The sequence below is a fragment of the Actinoplanes philippinensis genome, assembly GCF_900113015.1.
GTDB lineage: Bacteria > Actinomycetota > Actinomycetes > Mycobacteriales > Micromonosporaceae > Actinoplanes > Actinoplanes philippinensis.
The window spans coordinates 179,184-195,785 of the sequence record NZ_FONV01000017.1 but is presented as its reverse complement, the minus strand read 5'-3'; the positions used below and the strand labels follow the sequence as shown (position 1 = coordinate 195,785).

At 67.8% G+C, this 16,602-nt stretch carries 15 protein-coding genes; 6 read left to right on the top strand and 9 right to left on the bottom strand.

Going from position 1 to position 16,602, the window contains the following annotated elements; all coding sequences use genetic code 11:
* Positions 1 to 1,403: 1,403 nt before the first annotated feature.
* The 8 genes from BM290_RS38120 to rpmH form a co-directional block, all read right to left on the bottom strand.
* Positions 1,404 to 2,468, bottom strand: coding sequence for a ParB/RepB/Spo0J family partition protein (locus tag BM290_RS38120; protein WP_093620817.1), 1,065 nt, complete (start codon positions 2,466 to 2,468; stop codon positions 1,404 to 1,406).
* Entirely contained in the window at positions 2,465 to 3,475 is a 1,011-nt protein-coding gene (locus BM290_RS38115; RefSeq protein WP_275413312.1) for a ParA family protein, read from the bottom strand. The genes BM290_RS38120 and BM290_RS38115 overlap by 4 nt, the downstream gene beginning before the upstream one ends.
* A 648-nt stretch (positions 3,476 to 4,123) precedes the next feature.
* A complete protein-coding gene (gene rsmG / locus BM290_RS38110; RefSeq protein WP_093620833.1) occupies positions 4,124 to 4,948 on the bottom strand; it encodes a 16S rRNA (guanine(527)-N(7))-methyltransferase RsmG in 825 nt (274 codons plus the stop codon).
* A gap of 50 nt (positions 4,949 to 4,998) precedes the next feature.
* Positions 4,999 to 5,577 (bottom strand): Jag family protein, encoded by a 579-nt coding sequence (locus BM290_RS38105; RefSeq protein WP_093620815.1) that lies wholly within the window; start codon positions 5,575 to 5,577, stop codon positions 4,999 to 5,001.
* Positions 5,578 to 5,703: 126 nt separating this feature from the next.
* Positions 5,704 to 6,729, bottom strand: coding sequence for a membrane protein insertase YidC (gene yidC / locus BM290_RS38100; RefSeq protein WP_093620814.1), 1,026 nt, complete (start codon positions 6,727 to 6,729; stop codon positions 5,704 to 5,706).
* A gap of 1 nt (position 6,730) precedes the next feature.
* On the bottom strand, positions 6,731 to 6,988 hold the full coding sequence (gene yidD / locus BM290_RS38095) for a membrane protein insertion efficiency factor YidD (protein ID WP_093620813.1): 258 nt from the start codon (positions 6,986 to 6,988) through the stop codon (positions 6,731 to 6,733).
* Positions 6,985 to 7,341: a ribonuclease P protein component gene (gene rnpA, locus BM290_RS38090; protein WP_093620812.1), complete on the bottom strand. Its 357-nt coding sequence runs from the start codon at positions 7,339 to 7,341 to the stop codon at positions 6,985 to 6,987. Before rnpA ends, yidD begins: the two co-directional genes overlap by 4 nt.
* Before the next feature lie 36 nt (positions 7,342 to 7,377).
* Complete coding sequence (rpmH, locus tag BM290_RS38085; RefSeq protein WP_093620811.1) at positions 7,378 to 7,515, bottom strand: 50S ribosomal protein L34; 138 nt, start codon at positions 7,513 to 7,515, stop codon at positions 7,378 to 7,380.
* 570 nt (positions 7,516 to 8,085) lie between these two features.
* On the opposite strand from rpmH, the gene dnaA reads away from it, so the two are divergent.
* From dnaA to BM290_RS38055, 6 genes are all read left to right on the top strand, one after another.
* Positions 8,086 to 9,939 carry a chromosomal replication initiator protein DnaA gene (gene dnaA / locus BM290_RS38080; protein WP_093620810.1) on the top strand — a complete coding sequence of 618 codons (1,854 nt, stop codon included), beginning with the start codon at positions 8,086 to 8,088 and terminating at the stop codon, positions 9,937 to 9,939.
* A gap of 1,550 nt (positions 9,940 to 11,489) precedes the next feature.
* Positions 11,490 to 12,623 (top strand): DNA polymerase III subunit beta, encoded by a 1,134-nt coding sequence (gene dnaN, locus BM290_RS38075; protein WP_093620809.1) that lies wholly within the window; start codon positions 11,490 to 11,492, stop codon positions 12,621 to 12,623.
* 39 nt (positions 12,624 to 12,662) lie between these two features.
* Complete coding sequence (gene gnd / locus BM290_RS38070) at positions 12,663 to 13,535, top strand: phosphogluconate dehydrogenase (NAD(+)-dependent, decarboxylating) (RefSeq protein WP_093620808.1); 873 nt, start codon at positions 12,663 to 12,665, stop codon at positions 13,533 to 13,535.
* Positions 13,536 to 13,538: 3 nt separating this feature from the next.
* Positions 13,539 to 14,669 carry a DNA replication/repair protein RecF gene (recF, locus tag BM290_RS38065; protein ID WP_093620807.1) on the top strand — a complete coding sequence of 377 codons (1,131 nt, stop codon included), beginning with the start codon at positions 13,539 to 13,541 and terminating at the stop codon, positions 14,667 to 14,669.
* Between the two features lie 94 nt (positions 14,670 to 14,763).
* Positions 14,764 to 15,393: a DciA family protein gene (locus BM290_RS38060; RefSeq protein WP_373871114.1), complete on the top strand. Its 630-nt coding sequence runs from the start codon at positions 14,764 to 14,766 to the stop codon at positions 15,391 to 15,393.
* Positions 15,394 to 15,425: 32 nt separating this feature from the next.
* Complete coding sequence (locus BM290_RS38055; RefSeq protein WP_093620805.1) at positions 15,426 to 15,890, top strand: hypothetical protein; 465 nt, start codon at positions 15,426 to 15,428, stop codon at positions 15,888 to 15,890.
* Here BM290_RS38055 and BM290_RS38050 read toward each other — a convergent pair.
* Complete coding sequence (locus BM290_RS38050; protein ID WP_093620804.1) at positions 15,887 to 16,453, bottom strand: hypothetical protein; 567 nt, start codon at positions 16,451 to 16,453, stop codon at positions 15,887 to 15,889. The genes BM290_RS38055 and BM290_RS38050 overlap by 4 nt on opposite strands.
* Positions 16,454 to 16,602 lie beyond the last annotated feature (149 nt).

Sequence of the window (16,602 nt, the reverse complement as noted above, 5' to 3'; positions counted from 1 at the left end):
CTCGGCTCGGCTCGGCTCGGCTCGGCTCGGCTCGGCTCGGCGATGGTGACTTCCCATACCGATCCTTGCAATAGGTGATCGGCAAACGGCTGGAACAACTCTCTCTATGTTTCTGCCGTGGTTCGTCGCGTTGTGATCGGCATGTGGAAGCGCGGCAGGCGTCCAGGCGAGCGCACCACCCGGTTTCACGTGAAACAGCACGGCACCGCCGCGCCCGTCCATGATCAAAGGCGGTCGCCTTGATCGTCAGATACCCGGCTTGTAGACAGGTCCTATTCCTCCACGTTCTCAGCAGAGCAAGGTAGCAATCTCGACTGCAGACGCCTCATCCATGATCACGCCCGCCATGGCAGGGACAAGACTCGGCACTTGGATACGCCGACCTGTCGGGGATCAGGCCGGCCTACCGCACGACTCCGGGAACGGCTCCGGCCGACCGCCGAGGTGAAATGCTGTTGGTGCCTCAGGTACTTCTTCGCACGACAGAGTTTGCTGACTTCGCCCCACACCTGAGCAGCAGCCGCGCTACGTCATCGTGGCGTGTTGTCGGCCGGATCTGGGGTGCTCCCATAGTTGCGGTCTGCCACCGTTGGCGCGCTGGCCCGCCATACGAACGTGCTCGGGTCACCCTGCTACGTCGCGCTAGCAGTATCGGCAGCAACGCAGCACGCGGTCATGGAGTGGGTGAAGCCGCCGGAGCCACAGCGCGATCTTCTGCCGGAGTCTCGATCTCGCCCGAGTCTGGAGCACCTCAACCTGAACTGCGAATGTGCATGCTCGTTGCGGTAGTACCCGAAGTAGGCCGGGTGAGGTTCGGAGGCGATGGAGCCGCTCTCGGTTCGACAGAAAGGTCTGTCGCCGTTGCCGTCTGCATGTTCGCTCATGCATCCGAAGAGTCAGACGACTTCCAACCCTACGCGGGTCCGCAGCGATGTTCCGATTGTCGGGCACGCTCCCTGAAACTTCACGGCCCCGGATCCTCGTCACGGCATGGGTCGTGAGCTCGCGCCTCCGAGGACATGAAGAAGCGAGACCGCCAACCAGTGAACGATCGACGTAGGCACCGACCGACCAGTACGCCGCGGAGCGAAGGTAACCCGGCTCCTGAACGACAGGTGCAACGCCGTCGGCGAGCAAAGGGACCAGGCGCGGTGGATGCTTACTGAGAAGTTCGACGGTCTCAGGGGCGGGCCACTACGGAAGCAAGGATGTCGACTACGCAAGGCTCCGAAAGAGAAGTGAAACCGACTCGGACCGGTTCTGTCAGAACGATTCTCCTGAGATTTCGAGATCAAGCCACAGGCACGGATCACGGCTTCAAAACGTGAGCTATACCCGCTTGTTCGAGAAAACGAGGAAGGGGCACATGATCACTCATGCACCCCTTGCCGGAATTGGGAGGTCTACTCCTCAGCCGCGCCGCCCTCTCGGACCGCACCCTCTTCTTCAACACCGATCATGCTGACGATCCGCTCAAGATCGTCAACGGTCGCGAACTCTATCGTGATCTTCCCTTTGTTCCGGCCGATGTCGACCTTCACCCGGGTGTCGAACCGATCCGAGAGCCGCTCCGCCAGATCGTTCAGCGCCGGCGCGTGCACCTTGGCGCGCCGAGTCGGCGCCGCCTTCTTGGCCGTCGACTCCTCCGACGTCGCGAGATGCACAATCTCCTCGGTAGCCCGTACCGAGAGCCCTTCCCGAACGATCCGCTCAGCCAGAGCATCCTGAGCCGCACTGTTGTCCAGCCCGAGCAGCGCCCGAGCATGCCCCGCCGACAGAATCCCGGCGGCCACCCGGCGCTGCACCGCGGCCGGCAGGTTCATCAGCCGGATCGTGTTGGAGATCTGCGGCCGGCTTCGCCCGATCCGCCGAGCCAGCTCCTCGTGCGTAGCCCCGAACTCCTCAAGCAGCTGCTGATACGCGGCCGCCTCTTCAAGCGGGTTGAGGTTGGCCCGGTGAATGTTCTCGAGCAGCGCATCCCGGAGCATCGCGTCGTCGGGGGTGTCCCGAACAATCGCCGGAATCGTCTCTCGACCGACCGCCTGGGCCGCGCGCCACCGGCGTTCGCCCATCACCAGTTCGTACCGGCCATCGCCGAGTTCACGAACGACGATCGGCTGGAGGAAACCCACCTCCTGGATCGAGGTCTTGAGCTCTTCCAGCGCCTCTTCGTCGAAGACGTGCCGCGGCTGTTTGGCGTTCGGCTCGATCACGGAGACCGGCAGCTCGGCGAAGCGGGCGCCCGGGACCGGGGCCAGATCGGGCTCCGCCGGCACAGCGGGAGTCTCCGGCACTGGGGGCGCGGCAACGACGGACTGCGCGGGCACGGGGGCCGGTGCCGACGGTGCCGACGGTTCGGTGATCGGATCCGGCAGCACTTCGACCGGAGCTGCTGCCGTATCGCCGGCGGGCGCCGTCGGGATCAGTGCGCCCAGGCCGCGGCCCAAGCCACCCCGCCGGTTCTTCATGCCGTGCCTCCTGTATTGACCCCGCGAACGGCGAGTTCCAGAGCAGCCTCGAAGTAGCTGGTGGCTCCTCGTGAACCCGGATCGTAGGTCATCACCGACTGGCCGTAGCTCGGAGCCTCCGATACACGCACGTTTCGGGGGATCACCGCGTTCAGCACCTTTGCACCGAAGTGATTCCGCACGTCCTGTTCCACCGCATCTGCCAGCCGCGTACGCCGGTCGTACATCGTTAGCAAGATCGTAGAGACATCGAGGGTGGGATTGAGGTGCTGACGCACCAGGTTGATGTTGTTGATCAGCTGATTGAGACCTTCCAGCGCGTAGTACTCGCACTGAATCGGGATCAACACCTCCTGCGCCGCGCACAGGGCGTTGACGGTCAGCAGGCCCAACGAGGGTGGGCAGTCGATGAAGACATAGTCGAACTTCTCGGGATGACCCGCGATGGCCCGCGCCAGGCGGGATTCACGAGCAACGACCGAGACGAGTTCGATCTCGGCGCCGGCCAGATCGATCGTGGCCGGCACGCAGAAGAGGTTGGGGATGCCCTCGACCGGCTGCGCAACCTCAGCCAGCGGCACGTTGTCGATGAGGCAGTCATAGACGTCGGGCACGCCGGCGTGGTGGGGCACGTTGAGACCGGTGGACGCATTTCCCTGCGGGTCCAGGTCAACCACCAGCACACGGTTGCCGTGAAGCGCGAGCGCCACAGCCAGGTTGACCGTCGTGGTCGTCTTCCCGACGCCGCCCTTCTGGTTGGCGACGCAAATCACCCGCGGGTGGTCTGGGCGCGGCATGATGATCTCGCCGCTCGGGTTGAGGATCTGCACAGCTCGCAACGCTTCCATAGCAAGGGGCGGATCGTCCTCATCCGCCGCTGGCGTTTCACGTGAAACATGCTCGGTCGACTGAACCGGCACCCCTGAAGAAGGAGCCACCGGCACACCCGAGGACGGAGCGACCGGAAGCCCTGAGGACGAAGCCGTAGCGGCACTCTGATGGGGCATCGGCGTGCCGTACTCGTACGCGGATGGGGGGCCGAATCCACCCGGTCGGGGCTGTGGAACATCGCCCGCGTGCGGCCCGCCGACGCTCACTCCCGACGGCCTGTCGAGAGGCGACTCGGTTTCACGTGAAACACCGTACTCATGCACCGCTTCATCCCTGATGGCTAGGAAGGGGTTGGCCGGCAGAACGTGGCTCCGGCAGGGGAGATCCGGTCCACACTATCGACATCCGGCCAGCCTACGGGTGTCGGGCATGTGTCGCCATGGTCGTCTGTCCGATGAAGCGAGCACATTGTCGCTCCATCGTCTTCCAACAACGCCCCAAACACACCATGACGCCGCGCACAAGCGTGCCGCCCTCGCACGCTCTCACCCCCACGGATCGCTTCGCTCCTCAAAATCAACACCACGGAGGGGGGTACGACCGAAGCACGGCCGCCGCCAAGCCGCTGAGCCTCACGTTGAGCACTCAACGGACAGGAGCCCAGGCACCGAGGCACCCGAAGACCCGGAACGAGTCTCTGAAGCCCTCAGGCCTACGCAAAGCTCCAAGAGTCAGAGGCCGTCGAGAGAAAGCAACCCCAGAAAACAGCGACGCGAGGGGTCGGCGACGCCGAAACCCCGCCAAGCGGCCCCGAACCACCCCGATCACCCGCGACGTGACCGGCCTCGCCCGCCGCCGCGATTGCCCGTACCAGCGGAACGGGAAGACCGTGAAGCCCCACGGGCCGCACCCGAACCGCCTCGCTGACGCCCCGGCAACACATGCCGTTCTTTGACGATCTCCACAACGGTGGTGGGCGGATCGATCAGCCCGTCACCGCACAGCCGAATCTCCGCCGCCCCACCACCGAGCGCCTCGACCGCAGCCGCATGCTCAGCGATCTCCTCCGCAGCCGACGAACCCTTCATGGCGAGAAGCCGGCCCCCGACCGCGGCCAGCGGCAGGCACCACCCGGCAAGCTTGTCCAGCGCCGCCACCGCACGCGCGGTGACCACGTCGGCTCCGGGCAGCTGATCGACGACCTCTTCGGCCCGCCCACGGAGGACGGTCACGTTGTCCAACCCGAGAACGAAGACGGCCTCCTCGAGGAACGAGGTACGCCGGGCAAGAGGTTCGACCAGGGTGACCGCGAGATCCGGCCGTGCGATCGCCAGCACGAGACCGGGCAGCCCGGCACCGGAACCGACGTCGACGACGCTGGCGCCGGCCGGAATCATCTCGGCCATCACGCCGCAGTTGACCAGATGCCGGTCCCAGAGGCGCGGCGTCTCGCGGGGCCCGATCAGCCCGCGAACGACACCTTCGGTAGCGAGAAGCCCGGCATACTGCTCGGCAATCCCGAGCCGCGCCCCGAAAACCGAAGCGGCAACGGCGGGCGAGGCGGGAACCACACCGGCGTCGGCTGGCGAAGCAGGATCCACGGCAGGACCTTCAGCGGAGGAGGCGGGGAAAGACGACGGCCCGGGCATCACATCGCCCGGGCCGGAGTCACCCGCGCCGTAGCGGGTATCCGTCACGATCAGTCCGCCGCACGCACCACGATGCGCCGGTTGGGCTCGACGCCCTCCGACTCGCTCTGCACACCCGGGATCGCGTTGACGACGTCGTGCACGCACTTGCGCTCGAACGCCGACATCGGCTCCAGGCGTACCGCATCGCCGTGTTCCTTGACCTTCTCGACCGCGTTGCGGGCGACCGCGGCAAGTTCCTTGCGGCGGGCGGCCCGGTAGCCGCCGATGTCGAGCAGCAGCCGGCTCGGCGATCCGGTGGCCCGGAAGATCGCGAGCCGGGTGAGCTCCTGGAGTGCCTCCAGGGTGGCGCCACGCTGGCCGACGAGCGGCTGGAGACGGCCGCCGACGACCTCGACCATGGGCCGGCCCGCGGAGACGAGCTCGTCGATGTCGCCGTCGTAGTCGAGGATGTCCAGCAGGCCCTCGACGTAGTCCGCGGCGATCTCGCTCTGGCGGAACAGGTCGCCGTCCGAGGCGACGCTCTCCGACTTCTTGCCCTCTTCGGCGGTGACGGCCGAATCGGTGGCAGCCGGCTCGACAGCGGAGGCTGACGAGTCGGCGGAAGGGGGAGTGCTGGTGTCGGTCACGGTCTCATCTCCGTTGTGTTCGGGCCGGACCTAAGTCGGTCCGCTGTTTCCCGCGTCGTGAAACGCGGGGAGGTCACTGAAAACCGAGGGAGAGCGCTCGGGCGCCCGAGAACGCCCGAGCCGCGATCATCCCTTGGGTTTGTTCGCCGGTCGGGCGCCCTTCTTGGGATTCACCGGTTTGGCGCCCGGCTTGGGTGCGAGGGCCTTCGTGTCGACGACCGGGCTCACCTGCTCGGGCTCGGACTTGCGGCCGAACAGGCCACCGGTACGAGCGGGCTGCACCGGGCTCTTCGGGCCACCCGAAACCTTGGTGCCGGCGGCCGGGCGGGCACCGGCGCCGCCCTTGTTGGCCATCTGCGGCGGCGGGAACTTACGCAGCACCCACTGCTGCTGAGCCAGGGTGAACAGGTTGTTCGTCACCCAGTAGATGACCACACCGATCGGGAACAGCGCGCCGGAGAACAGCAGGGTGAACGGGATGCCGTAGAGCATCAGCCGCTGGATCATCAGCTGCTGCGGGTCCTCGGCCCAGCCGGTCTTGAGGATCATCTGGCGCTGGGTGAGGAACGTGGTCGCCATCATGACGAGGACCAGGACCGCAGCCAGGATCTTCACGGTGGTGCCGTCGGCGCCGAGGGCGGCCAGCTCGGCGGAGGTGGAGCCGAACTTGGCGCTGATCGGGACGTTGAACAGGTGCGCGTCGATGGCGCTGTTGAACTGCTCGAGCGGCCAGCCGTACAGCTGCTTGCTCTCGTCGGACAGGCCCGGCTTCAGGTGCTGAAGCACGTGGAAGAGGCCGAAGAAGACCGGGATCTGCAGGAACATCGGAAGGCAGCCCATCAACGGGTTCGCCTTCTCCGTCCGGTACAGCTCCATCATCTCTTTCTGGAGCGTCTCCCGGTCACCCTTGTGCTTCTCCTGCAGCGCCTTCACCTTGGGCTGCAGCGCCTGCATCGCCCGCTGGCTCTTGATCTGCTTGACGAAGACGGGGAAGAGAATGACCCGCAGAGTCACCACGAGGAAGAAGATCGCGAGAATCCAGGCCCAGGTGGTACCGAGGACACGCTCGTCGGGTATGCCGATCGCATCCCACAGGGAATGCCAGCGCAGAAGAATCCACGAGATGGCGTAGTAGATCGGGTCGAGACTCAATCTAAGCTCCAGTCACATCGGCAGGACGGTGACGGATCGGGTCAGGCACCGGGTCATACCCGCCAGGGTGGAAGGGATGGCATCGTAGGAGCCGCCAGATCGCCAGGCCCGTCCCCCGCAGGGCGCCGTGCCGCGCCAGGGCTTCCTGGGCGTAGGCACTGCACGAGGGGTAGAACCGACAGCGTGCCGGCAGCGCCGGACTCAAGTATCGACGGTACGCGACGACCACAGCCGTCAGGAGCCGGGCAGCCAGGCTCATCGCGGCCGCCGAGGTCTGCGAGCGGACGCGAGCGCGCCCGTGAGGTCGGTGGCCAAAGTCTCGTAGGTGGCCGCAGCCGCGGGCGGCAGTGCTCGAACCACCACTGTCGCTCCTGCCGGTAGATCGTCGAGCAGTGGCCGGACCAGGTGCCGGAGGCGCCGCTGGACCCGGTTGCGGACGACCGAGTTGCCCACCGCTTTGGATACGACAAAGCCGGCGCGCGCCGTGGAGGCGAACGCCGGCTCGTCAACAAGCAGGTGGACGACCAGGGTTTCGCGGCCGGCTCGACGGCCACCGCGAATCGCTGCGGCGAAGTCCGCGCTACGCCGCAGTCGTTGCGCCGCGGCCAGCACGACTACCTGGGCATTCCGACCGGACTAGCGGTCGGCTCAGGCCGACAGCTCGCCGCGGCCCTTGGCCCGGCGGGCCGACAGGATGGCGCGGCCGGCACGGGTGCGCATGCGCAGCCGGAAGCCGTGGGTCTTGGCACGCCGGCGGTTGTTCGGCTGGTAGGTGCGCTTGCTCACGTCAAAACTCCGTCTTCGTACTACGACTCTGGGGGCATCATGCGCTGCAAGACGCCACTTTAGCAGAGCGCGGCGGAGCAACCGCCCAACCCTACGCAGGCCCCCTGGGACGGTCAACCATATCCTGGGTCGGCACGCCGACATGGCTGGCCACCCTCGGCCGACCAGGTCTTTCCACGCACAAAGTGAATCTTTTCTTAGCTCTGGGCAGGGGATGGTCCGGACGGCGGTTGTAGTCGACCTCTCGCCGCTGTTAGCGTGCGCGGTTGCTGGTCTTACCGGCCGTTCGCAGACCGCGGGGCGGCGGCCAAAACCGGACAAGCAGGTGGATCGTTCGCCACGGTGAGCCTGTTTACCGCCCGCGCCACCACAGGCTCCGGTAAATCTGCCGACCGTCCGGCCGGGAGCGGCCACCGGCACCGCCACGGGTTGTGGATAACCTGTGGATAGCCGGTTGGCGCCGTGCGTGTTCAGCACGTTAACTGTGCTGGGTTCGGGGGAGCCGACAGGCACAGGCGAAAGGCCGGACAAGGCCCACCGGGGGTCGGTGGCGATGGGGGTGGCGCGGCGGTGGCCGATCAGGTCGACCTGGGCACGTTGTGGCGTGACACGTTGGACGAGTTGTCCGACGAGATCGCGTCACGGCAGCAGCGCGCCTATCTTCAGTTCACCCGCCTGCGGGCCATCGTCGAGGACACCGCTCTCCTATCGGTTCCGGACACGTACACGCGGGACATCATCGAGTCCCGGCTGCGCCCGGCGATCACCGAGGCTCTGACGAAACGGCTGAACCGGCCCATTCAGGTGGCGGTCACGGTCCGGCCCCCGGAGGACGGCTCGGGGATGCCCGGCACCGTCTACGGCACGCCGGCCGAGCAGGCGCCGCCGATCGTGGAGCCCCAGCCGCGGCACTATGCCGAGCCCGGTCCCTACCAGCCCGAGCTGCCCGGTTACTCCGGGCCGCAGCGGATGCCCGAGCCGCCGTACCAGCAGGCCGCCTTCGGTCCGGCCGAGCACGCGCCCGAGCCTTACCCGACCGGCTCCGCGCAGCATTCGGCACCGCAGGCGCCGTACACGCGGCAGGTGCCGACCGCCCGCGACGGCCAGGAGGCGCTCTTCGCCGACCCGATGCCGCAGCAGGTCCCGCAGACCCCGGTGAATCGGTCGCCCGCGACACGCCCGGCCGAGCAGGAAACGCCGAACGACGCCGTCGCGCACCGGATGGCAGCCGACGCGGCCCAGCTGCGCGACAACCGGCGGCATCCGGACGAGCGGCCGATGCCCGGCCCGGACCGGCGCGACGAGATGCCCGTGCGAGCCGGCGACAACGGCCCCGGGCGCCCGCCGATCGACCTGCGCGGCCCGGGCACGTCCCCGCGGCCCGGCGGACAGGACGGCAACCGGCTCAACCCGAAGTACATGTTCGAGACGTTCGTCATCGGCTCGTCCAACCGTTTCGCGCACGCCGCGTCGGTGGCGGTCGCCGAGTCCCCGGCGAAGGCGTACAACCCGCTCTTCATCTACGGCAGCTCCGGGCTGGGCAAGACCCACCTCCTGCACGCGATCGGGCATTACGCCACCACCCTGGGGCACGCCCGTTCGGTGCGCTACGTGTCGACCGAGGAGTTCACCAACGATTTCATCAACAGCCTGCGCGACGACAAGACGCAGGCGTTCCAGCGCCGCTACCGCGACGTCGACATCCTGCTGATCGACGACATCCAGTTCCTGGAGAACCGCGAGCGGACGCAGGAGGAGTTCTTCCACACCTTCAACACGCTGCACAACGCCAACAAGCAGATCGTGATCAGCTCGGACCGCTCCCCGCGGCAGTTGGCGACGCTCGAGGACCGGATGCGGACCCGCTTCGAGTGGGGCCTGCTCGCCGACATCCAGCCGCCCGACCTGGAGACGCGTATCGCGATCCTCCAGAAGAAGGCCGCCCAGGAGCGGATGTACGCCCCCGACGACGTGCTCGAATTCATTGCGTCGCGAGTCTCCAACTCGATCCGCGAACTCGAAGGCGCCCTGATCCGGGTCACCGCGTTCGCGAGCCTCACCCGCTCGCCGGTGCAGCTGTCGCTCGCCGAGGAGGTGCTGAGGGACTTCATGCCCGACGGCGCCGGCCCGGAGATCACCGCCGACCAGATCATGGTCTCCACCGCGGATTACTTCGGCGTCAGCCTCGAAGATCTGCGCGGGCACTCCCGCAGCCGGGTCCTGGTCAACGCACGCCAGGTCGCGATGTACCTGTGCCGCGAACTCACCGACCTCTCCCTGCCGCGCATCGGCCAGGCCTTCGGCGGCCGCGACCACACCACGGTCATGCACGCCGACCGCAAGATCCGCCAACACATGGCGGAGCGGCGGTCGCTCTACAACCAGATCGCCGAGCTCACCAACAGGATCAAACAAAACACCTGAGGTGGTACGGGTGAGGCGCTCTCAACCGCACCACATCGCTCTCACCTCGCGCTGTCACCGTGGCTGCGTGGTCCCGGTCCCCCGCAGCCGCCGGGCTGCTGCCCACTCACCGTCACTTCACCGTTCGATCGCGGCAGCCACGGGTGGCCGGGACGCCGCCGCATCCACGTGACCGCCGCGCCCGCTCCCGGAGGCGTCCACTCCCGGAGGCGTCCGCCTGGAGGCGTCAGCTCCCGGAGACGTCCGGAGCGAAGGCGTCAGCTCCCGGAGGCGTTCGGAGCGGAGGCGTTCGGAGCGGAGGCGTTCGGAGCGGAGGCGTTCGGAGCGGAGGCGTTCGGAGCGGAGGCGTTCGGCGAGGCCGCCGCGTCCGTGAGCGGCACGTCGGCGCGCGGGCCGTCGTGACTTCGGCGAGCGGTGTGGGCGGGAGCGCAGCATCGGTGACCGACGGCCTCAGCCCGGCAGCCGCGTTTCGGCCGGGATCGGGCAAGTGATCGCGCCGACAGGCTCGGGAGTTGTGGAAAGGCTCAACGGGCCCTGCCCGTACCCGATGGGTGTGCTCGAAAGCCGGAGTGCTGGGAAAACAGTGACCCGGCGCGGGTTTTCCACAATCCACAGCCCGCAGTTCATCGCCGGCCCGGATGGCGCCCGAGGGGAATGGCCACCGCAGGGACGAGCTTCGACGGCTGGACCGGTTTCCCACAGGCAATTCACGAACGAGTGAATGCACCCTGAGCTGCAGAAACATGCGGTTTTCGGAGTTGTCCACCGGTTCTGCACGGGGTTGTCCACAGGTTATACCCAGATCATCCACGGATCTGAGGAGTATCGGGATCCGTCTATGCCGTACTTCAAGGGACCTCAATGCCCGTTTGTCAACGTCGCGACGTGACAGTTTCGTGCCAACGTTGTCCACACCTATCCACAGGCATCCACAGGGCGGATCCCCAGACGGTGGAAATCTCCCGACAGCTTCGTCCACAGATGTGGACCAACCCTGGGGAAATCGATGTGGACAGACACGGAGGGTGACAAAAGATCACACAGCCTGTGGACGGGTGTGGATTACCTGTTGAAGGATCTGGGGACGACGAGCCGGTAGCGTTCCTGCGTAATCCACAGCGCAGGGGACAGAACCAGTGGATTACCGGTGGATAGCCTGTGGACGACGGTGGACAACGCTCCCCGCGTCGGGAACTGTGGACGCAGAGCCCTAGTTGTACCCGGGTTACCCACATGTGAATCACCGGTGGATAACTCGTTGACCAGGGAAAACTCGGGTTCTCCACACTATGCACAGGACCTATGAAGACGACTAGTTATCTCTTCTAAGAAAACAAAAACCAATCATCAGCGTTGTGGAAGGTGTGGATCCGCGCCTCGCGGCTCGCAGTGGGCCGGCCTTCAAGAGGCACCGAGAAGCAGGGTTGGGGTCCCGAGGTCTTGTCGGTGTAAGAAGGCGGACCGGGGTCGGGCACGCAACGGCAGCGCGGGAGCCATAGAGTTCAGTGGGGTCCATGCCCCCTGTATGAGGACGCATCGCGGAGGACAGCATGAAGTTCCGGGTGGAGCGAGACGCGCTCGCCGACGCCGTGGCGTGGACAGCCAAGAGCCTGCCCAGCCGGCCCTCGGTGCCGGTGCTCGCCGGTGTCCTGCTGCGGGTCACCGACGGCCGCCTGCAGGTGTCCGGCTTCGACTACGAGGTCTCCAGCCAGGTGACGGTCGAGGTGCAGGCCGACGCGGACGGCGCGGCCCTGGTCTCCGGCCGCCTGCTCGCCGAGATCACCAAGGCGCTGCCGGGCAAGCCGGTGGACATCGCCGCCGTCGGCGCTCATCTCGAGCTGGTCTGCGGCAGTGCCCGTTTCACCCTGCCGACGATGCCGGTGGAGGACTATCCGACGCTGCCGGAGATGCCGTCCAGCGCGGGCACGATCGACGCGGCCACGTTCGCCTCAGCGGTTTCCCAGGTCGCGATCGCCGCAGGTCGGGACGAGACGCTGCCGATGATGACCGGTGTGCGCCTGGAGCTGAACGGTTCGAGCATCGCGCTGCTGGCCACCGACCGGTATCGGCTGGCGATGCGCGAGATCGAGTGGACCCCGGAGGACCCGGAGATCAGCCTCAACGCGCTGGTCCCGGCGAAGACGCTGAACGACACGGCAAAGGCTCTCGGCCCGATCGGTGGCGCGGTGACGCTGGCGCTCGCTCAGGGCAGCGCCGGCGAGGGCATGATCGGTTTCGCGGGTGGCGCTCGCCGGACGACGAGCCGTCTGCTCGATGGTGCGAACTATCCGCCGGTGCGTTCGCTCTTCCCGGCTTCGCACAACGCCGAGGCGCGGGTTGCCGTGTCGGCTCTGGTCGAGGTGGTGCGACGGGTGGCGCTGGTCGCCGAGCGCACGACTCCGGTGCTGCTGAGCTTCAGCGAGGACGGTCTCGTGGTCGAGGCGGGTGGCACCGAGGAGGCGCGCGCCAGCGAGGCGATGGAGGCCGAGTTCACCGGTGAGCCGTTGACGATCGGCTTCAATCCGCAGTATCTGATCGATGGTCTGCAGAACCTGGGCGCTCCGACGGCGATGCTCTCGTTCGTCGACGCGTTCAAGCCCGCTGTGATCTCGCCCGCTGGCGAAAGTGGAGAAATCATCCCGGGTTACCGCTATCTGATCATGCCGATCCGGGTAACTCGCTGATACTGAGCTTGAACCAATCGCTCATCTAGGGAGATCACCATGCAACTCGGCCTGATCGGTCTCGGCCGCATGGGTGGCAACATGCGGGAACGACTGCGTGCAGCGGGGCACGAAGTCGTCGGATACGACCAGAACCTGGAAGTAAGCGACGCTGCCAGCCTGGCCGAGCTGGCCGAGAAACTGGCCGCGCCGCGGGTCGTCTGGACCATGGTGCCGTCCGGCAAGATCACCGAGGACACGATCAACCAGCTCGCCGAGGTCCTCGAGGCCGGCGACATCATCATCGACGGCGGCAACTCGAAATTCACCGACGACGCCCCGCGGGCCGAGCGCCTGGCCGTCAAGGGCATCCACTACCTGGATGTCGGTGTCTCCGGCGGCGTGTGGGGCATCAAGAACGGCTACGCGCTGATGGTCGGTGGCGATGCCGCGCAGGTCGAGCACTGCAAGCCGATCTTCGAGGCGCTCAAGCCGGCCGGTGAGTTCGGGTTCGCGCACGCCGGCACGCACGGCGCCGGCCACTACGCGAAGATGGTGCACAACGGCATCGAGTACGGGTTGATGCACGCGTATGCCGAGGGCTACGAGATCCTCAAGGCGTCGGAGTACATCCACGACGTGCCGGCCGTGATCAAGAGCTGGCGGGAGGGCAGCGTCGTCAAGTCGTGGCTGCTCGACCTGCTGGACCGGGCTCTCGACGAGGACCCGGAGCTGGAGGCGCTGAAGGGTTACGCCGACGACACCGGCGAGGGCCGCTGGACCGTCGACGAGGCCGTGCGGCTGGCGGTGCCGGCGCATGTCATCGCGGCGTCGCTGTTCGCGCGTTTCCAGTCCCGCCAGGACGACTCGCCCGCCATGAAGGCGGTCGCCGCGCTGCGCCAGCAGTTCGGTGGCCACGCCGTCAAGCGCTGATCCATGCACGTACGCCGGGTCGAGCTCACCGACTTCCGTTCGTATGAGCGGGTGGCGGTTGATCTCGATCCCGGCGTGTCCGTGCTCGTCGGCCAGAACGGCATGGGCAAGACCAACCTGATCGAGGCGCTCGGCTATGTGGCCACTCTGGACAGTCACCGGGTGGCCACCGACGCGCCGCTGGTCCGGGCCGGCGCCGCGTCGGCGGTGATCCGGTGCGCGATCGTCCACGAGGGACGGGAGCTGCTGGTCGAGCTGGAGATCGTGCCGGGCCGGGCGAACCGGGCTCGGCTCAACCGGTCGCCGGTGCGCCGCCCGCGTGAGGTGCTCGGCGCGCTGCGGATGGTGCTGTTCGCGCCGGAGGATCTGGAGCTGGTCCGCGGTGACCCGTCGGAGCGCCGGCGTTACCTGGACGATCTGCTGGTGGCCCGGCAGCCGCGGTTCGCCGGGGTGCGGGCCGACTACGACCGGGTGGTGAAACAGCGCAACGCCCTGCTGCGCAACGCCTACCTGAACCGCAAGGTGGGCGGCACCCGTGGACAGGACCTGTCGACGCTGGCGGTCTGGGATCACCATCTCGCTCATCACGGCGCCGAGTTGCTGGCCGGGCGTCTGGAGCTGGCGGCCGCGCTGGCCCCGCACCTGACGAAGGCGTACGACGCGGTGGCTCCGGGCCGGGGTGCGGCGGCGATCGCGTACGCGTCCCGGCTGGGTGAGGCGTTGCAGGCGGACCGGCCGGCGCTGGAGGCGGCGATCCTGGAGCGGCTGCAGGAGCGGCGGGTCGCGGAGATCGAGCGCGGCATGACCCTGGTCGGCCCGCATCGTGACGATCTCGCGCTGAGCCTCGGCGACCTGCCGGTCAAGGGGTATGCGAGTCACGGCGAGTGCTGGTCGTTCGCGCTGGCGCTGCGGCTGGCCGCCTACGACCTGCTGCGCTCGGACGGCATTGAGCCGGTGCTGGTGCTCGACGACGTCTTCGCCGAGCTGGACGGGTCGCGGCGGGAACGACTGGCCGGGCTGGTCTCGGACGCGGCACAGTTGCTGGTGACGTGCGCGGTTCCGGAGGATGTGCCGGCGAGCCTGCGGGGCGCGCGCTTCGACGTCGTGACGGGAGCGGTGAGCCGTGTTTCCTGACGCTGATCGCGATCGGTCGGCCGGTGGTGAGCCACGCCTGCCGGAGCAGCCGCCTGAGCGGCTCGCTGACGCCCTCGGGGATCTCTGGGCGGGGGTGGATGAGGACCGGGAGCTTCGAGGCGCTTCACGGGGCGCTCAGGTCGTTTCGCCTCCACCGGGTGGGCCTGGCGCCGGCCGTACCCCGCCTGATGCTTCTCCACAGCCTGTGGATAACGCGGACCTGGCCGGGCCGGATCTCGCCCGTGCCGTGCTCGATGCCGCGCTGGCGCGGCGGCGTGAGGCGGCCGCCCGGGCGCCGAAACGCCGGGCCGGAAGCGGTCAGGGCAGTGGTCGCCGGCTGCGCGGCTATTCCGGGCCGGGGCCGGACCCTCGTGATCCGCAGTTGTTCGGGGCGATGCTGGAACGCCTGGTCAAGGCCCGTGGCTGGGAGAAACCGAAGGCCGAGGCCACGGTCTTCGGGGCGTGGGAGAAGGTGGTCGGGCCGGACATCGCGGCGCACAGCCGCCCGGTGCGCCTGGAGGGTGGGGTGCTGACCGTGGAGGCCGAGTCCACCGCGTGGGCCACCCAGCTGCGGATGCTCACCGCCACCCTGCTTCGCAAGATCGCCGGCGAGGTCGGCCACAACGTCGTGAACAGGCTCAACATTCACGGTCCGGCGGCGCCGTCGTGGAGTCGCGGGCCGCGGCGGGTGCAGGGGCGCGGGCCCCGAGACACGTACGGCTGAAACCGATCCGCGATGTCTCGCGTCGGACCGGCATGACTCCGCATCTGCGCCGCGTCCTGGTCCTGTTGCTGCTCGTCCTGGCCCCGATCCCGGTCGCCGCCCGTCCGGCCTGGGCGTGTTCGTGCGCGACCGGCTTCGACCCGCTCGAGCAGGCCGAGGTGGCGTTCGTGGGGGTGGCCGACCAGGTCGACCCGGACTGGTTCGGCAGCGAGGTGGAGGTCGAGTTCTCCGTCGAGTCGGTGCTCAAGGGCCGGCCGGGTGACACAGTGACGCTGGTCACGATGAAGGACAGCGCGTCCTGTGGATATGAGTTCGTCGAGGGCGGCCAGTACCGGGTGTATGCGAGTGGCGGCCAGACCTGGTCGTGCGACGGCAACGAGCTGCTGTCGGCCGGGCACGGCGGCGGCGACCGTACCCGGACGGTCTTCTGGGGTGGGACGGTCTTCGTCCTGCTCGTCGTCGCAGGTGGGGTGACCTGGCTGATCCGCCGGTCCTAGTAGTCGGCGAAGATCGCGAAGCCCCGCTCGGCGCACCGGCGGTAGAAACCGGCGAGCACCGCCAGTTCGGTGCGTGCGAAGCTCCAGTGCGGCGAGTTGCCGGCGTCGTCGCGCAGCGCCGCGAGCCGCTGGTCGAGCCAGCGCAACTGCTGCTCGGCGAGCCGGCCGGCGGAGATCGCGGTCCGCAGCACCTCGGTCACCGTGTCGAAGGTGACCAGGTCGCCGAACTTCTCGTGCCCCTCGACGAAACGCTCCAGGCCGCCGGCGATCCACGCGCAGCCGTCCGGGTCGATGACCGGGTCCTCGTCCTCGGCGGCGGCCTCGGTGGCGTAGAGCACACCTTCAAGACCGAGCAGAAGATCGATCAATTCGGTGTACGCCGTGGCGCGCACCGTGCCGGTCTTGGCGATGTGCAGCGCGAGCGCCCCGGTCGGCGCCGCGATCTCGGGCCGGTCGGCGATCGCTCCGAAGTCGACGAACTCGGCGGGAGCCACCGGGTCGTAATACTGGTTCGTCCGCGGCCAGTGCACCGCGACGTTGTCCAGGCCCTTGTCGTGCGCCATTGGGGCCACCCCTCCTCGACCTGCCCTGCGACCACCCGGCCATCTCCGGCCCGCGCGGGCGAGGTTACGACACGGCCGCGGGACGTTGTCGAGCAGTGTCGCAGTGAGTGTGGGCCGGGCACGGCAGGCGCGCCCGACCGCGGGAACTG

Excerpts from the sequence above, each read along its gene's own strand:
- BM290_RS38120 (WP_093620817.1), bottom strand. The coding sequence starts at position 2,468 with ATGAAGAACCGGCGGGGTGGCTTGGGCCGCGGCCTGGGCGCACTGATC.
- BM290_RS38115 (WP_275413312.1), bottom strand. The coding sequence starts at position 3,475 with ATGCCCCATCAGAGTGCCGCTACGGCTTCGTCCTCAGGGCTTCCGGTC.
- rsmG (WP_093620833.1), bottom strand. The coding sequence starts at position 4,948 with ATGCCCGGGCCGTCGTCTTTCCCCGCCTCCTCCGCTGAAGGTCCTGCC.
- yidD (WP_093620813.1), bottom strand. The coding sequence starts at position 6,988 with ATGAGCCTGGCTGCCCGGCTCCTGACGGCTGTGGTCGTCGCGTACCGT.
- dnaN (WP_093620809.1), top strand. The coding sequence starts at position 11,490 with ATGAAGTTCCGGGTGGAGCGAGACGCGCTCGCCGACGCCGTGGCGTGG.
- gnd (WP_093620808.1), top strand. The coding sequence starts at position 12,663 with ATGCAACTCGGCCTGATCGGTCTCGGCCGCATGGGTGGCAACATGCGG.
- recF (WP_093620807.1), top strand. The coding sequence starts at position 13,539 with ATGCACGTACGCCGGGTCGAGCTCACCGACTTCCGTTCGTATGAGCGG.
- BM290_RS38055 (WP_093620805.1), top strand. The coding sequence starts at position 15,426 with ATGACTCCGCATCTGCGCCGCGTCCTGGTCCTGTTGCTGCTCGTCCTG.
- BM290_RS38050 (WP_093620804.1), bottom strand. The coding sequence starts at position 16,453 with ATGGCGCACGACAAGGGCCTGGACAACGTCGCGGTGCACTGGCCGCGG.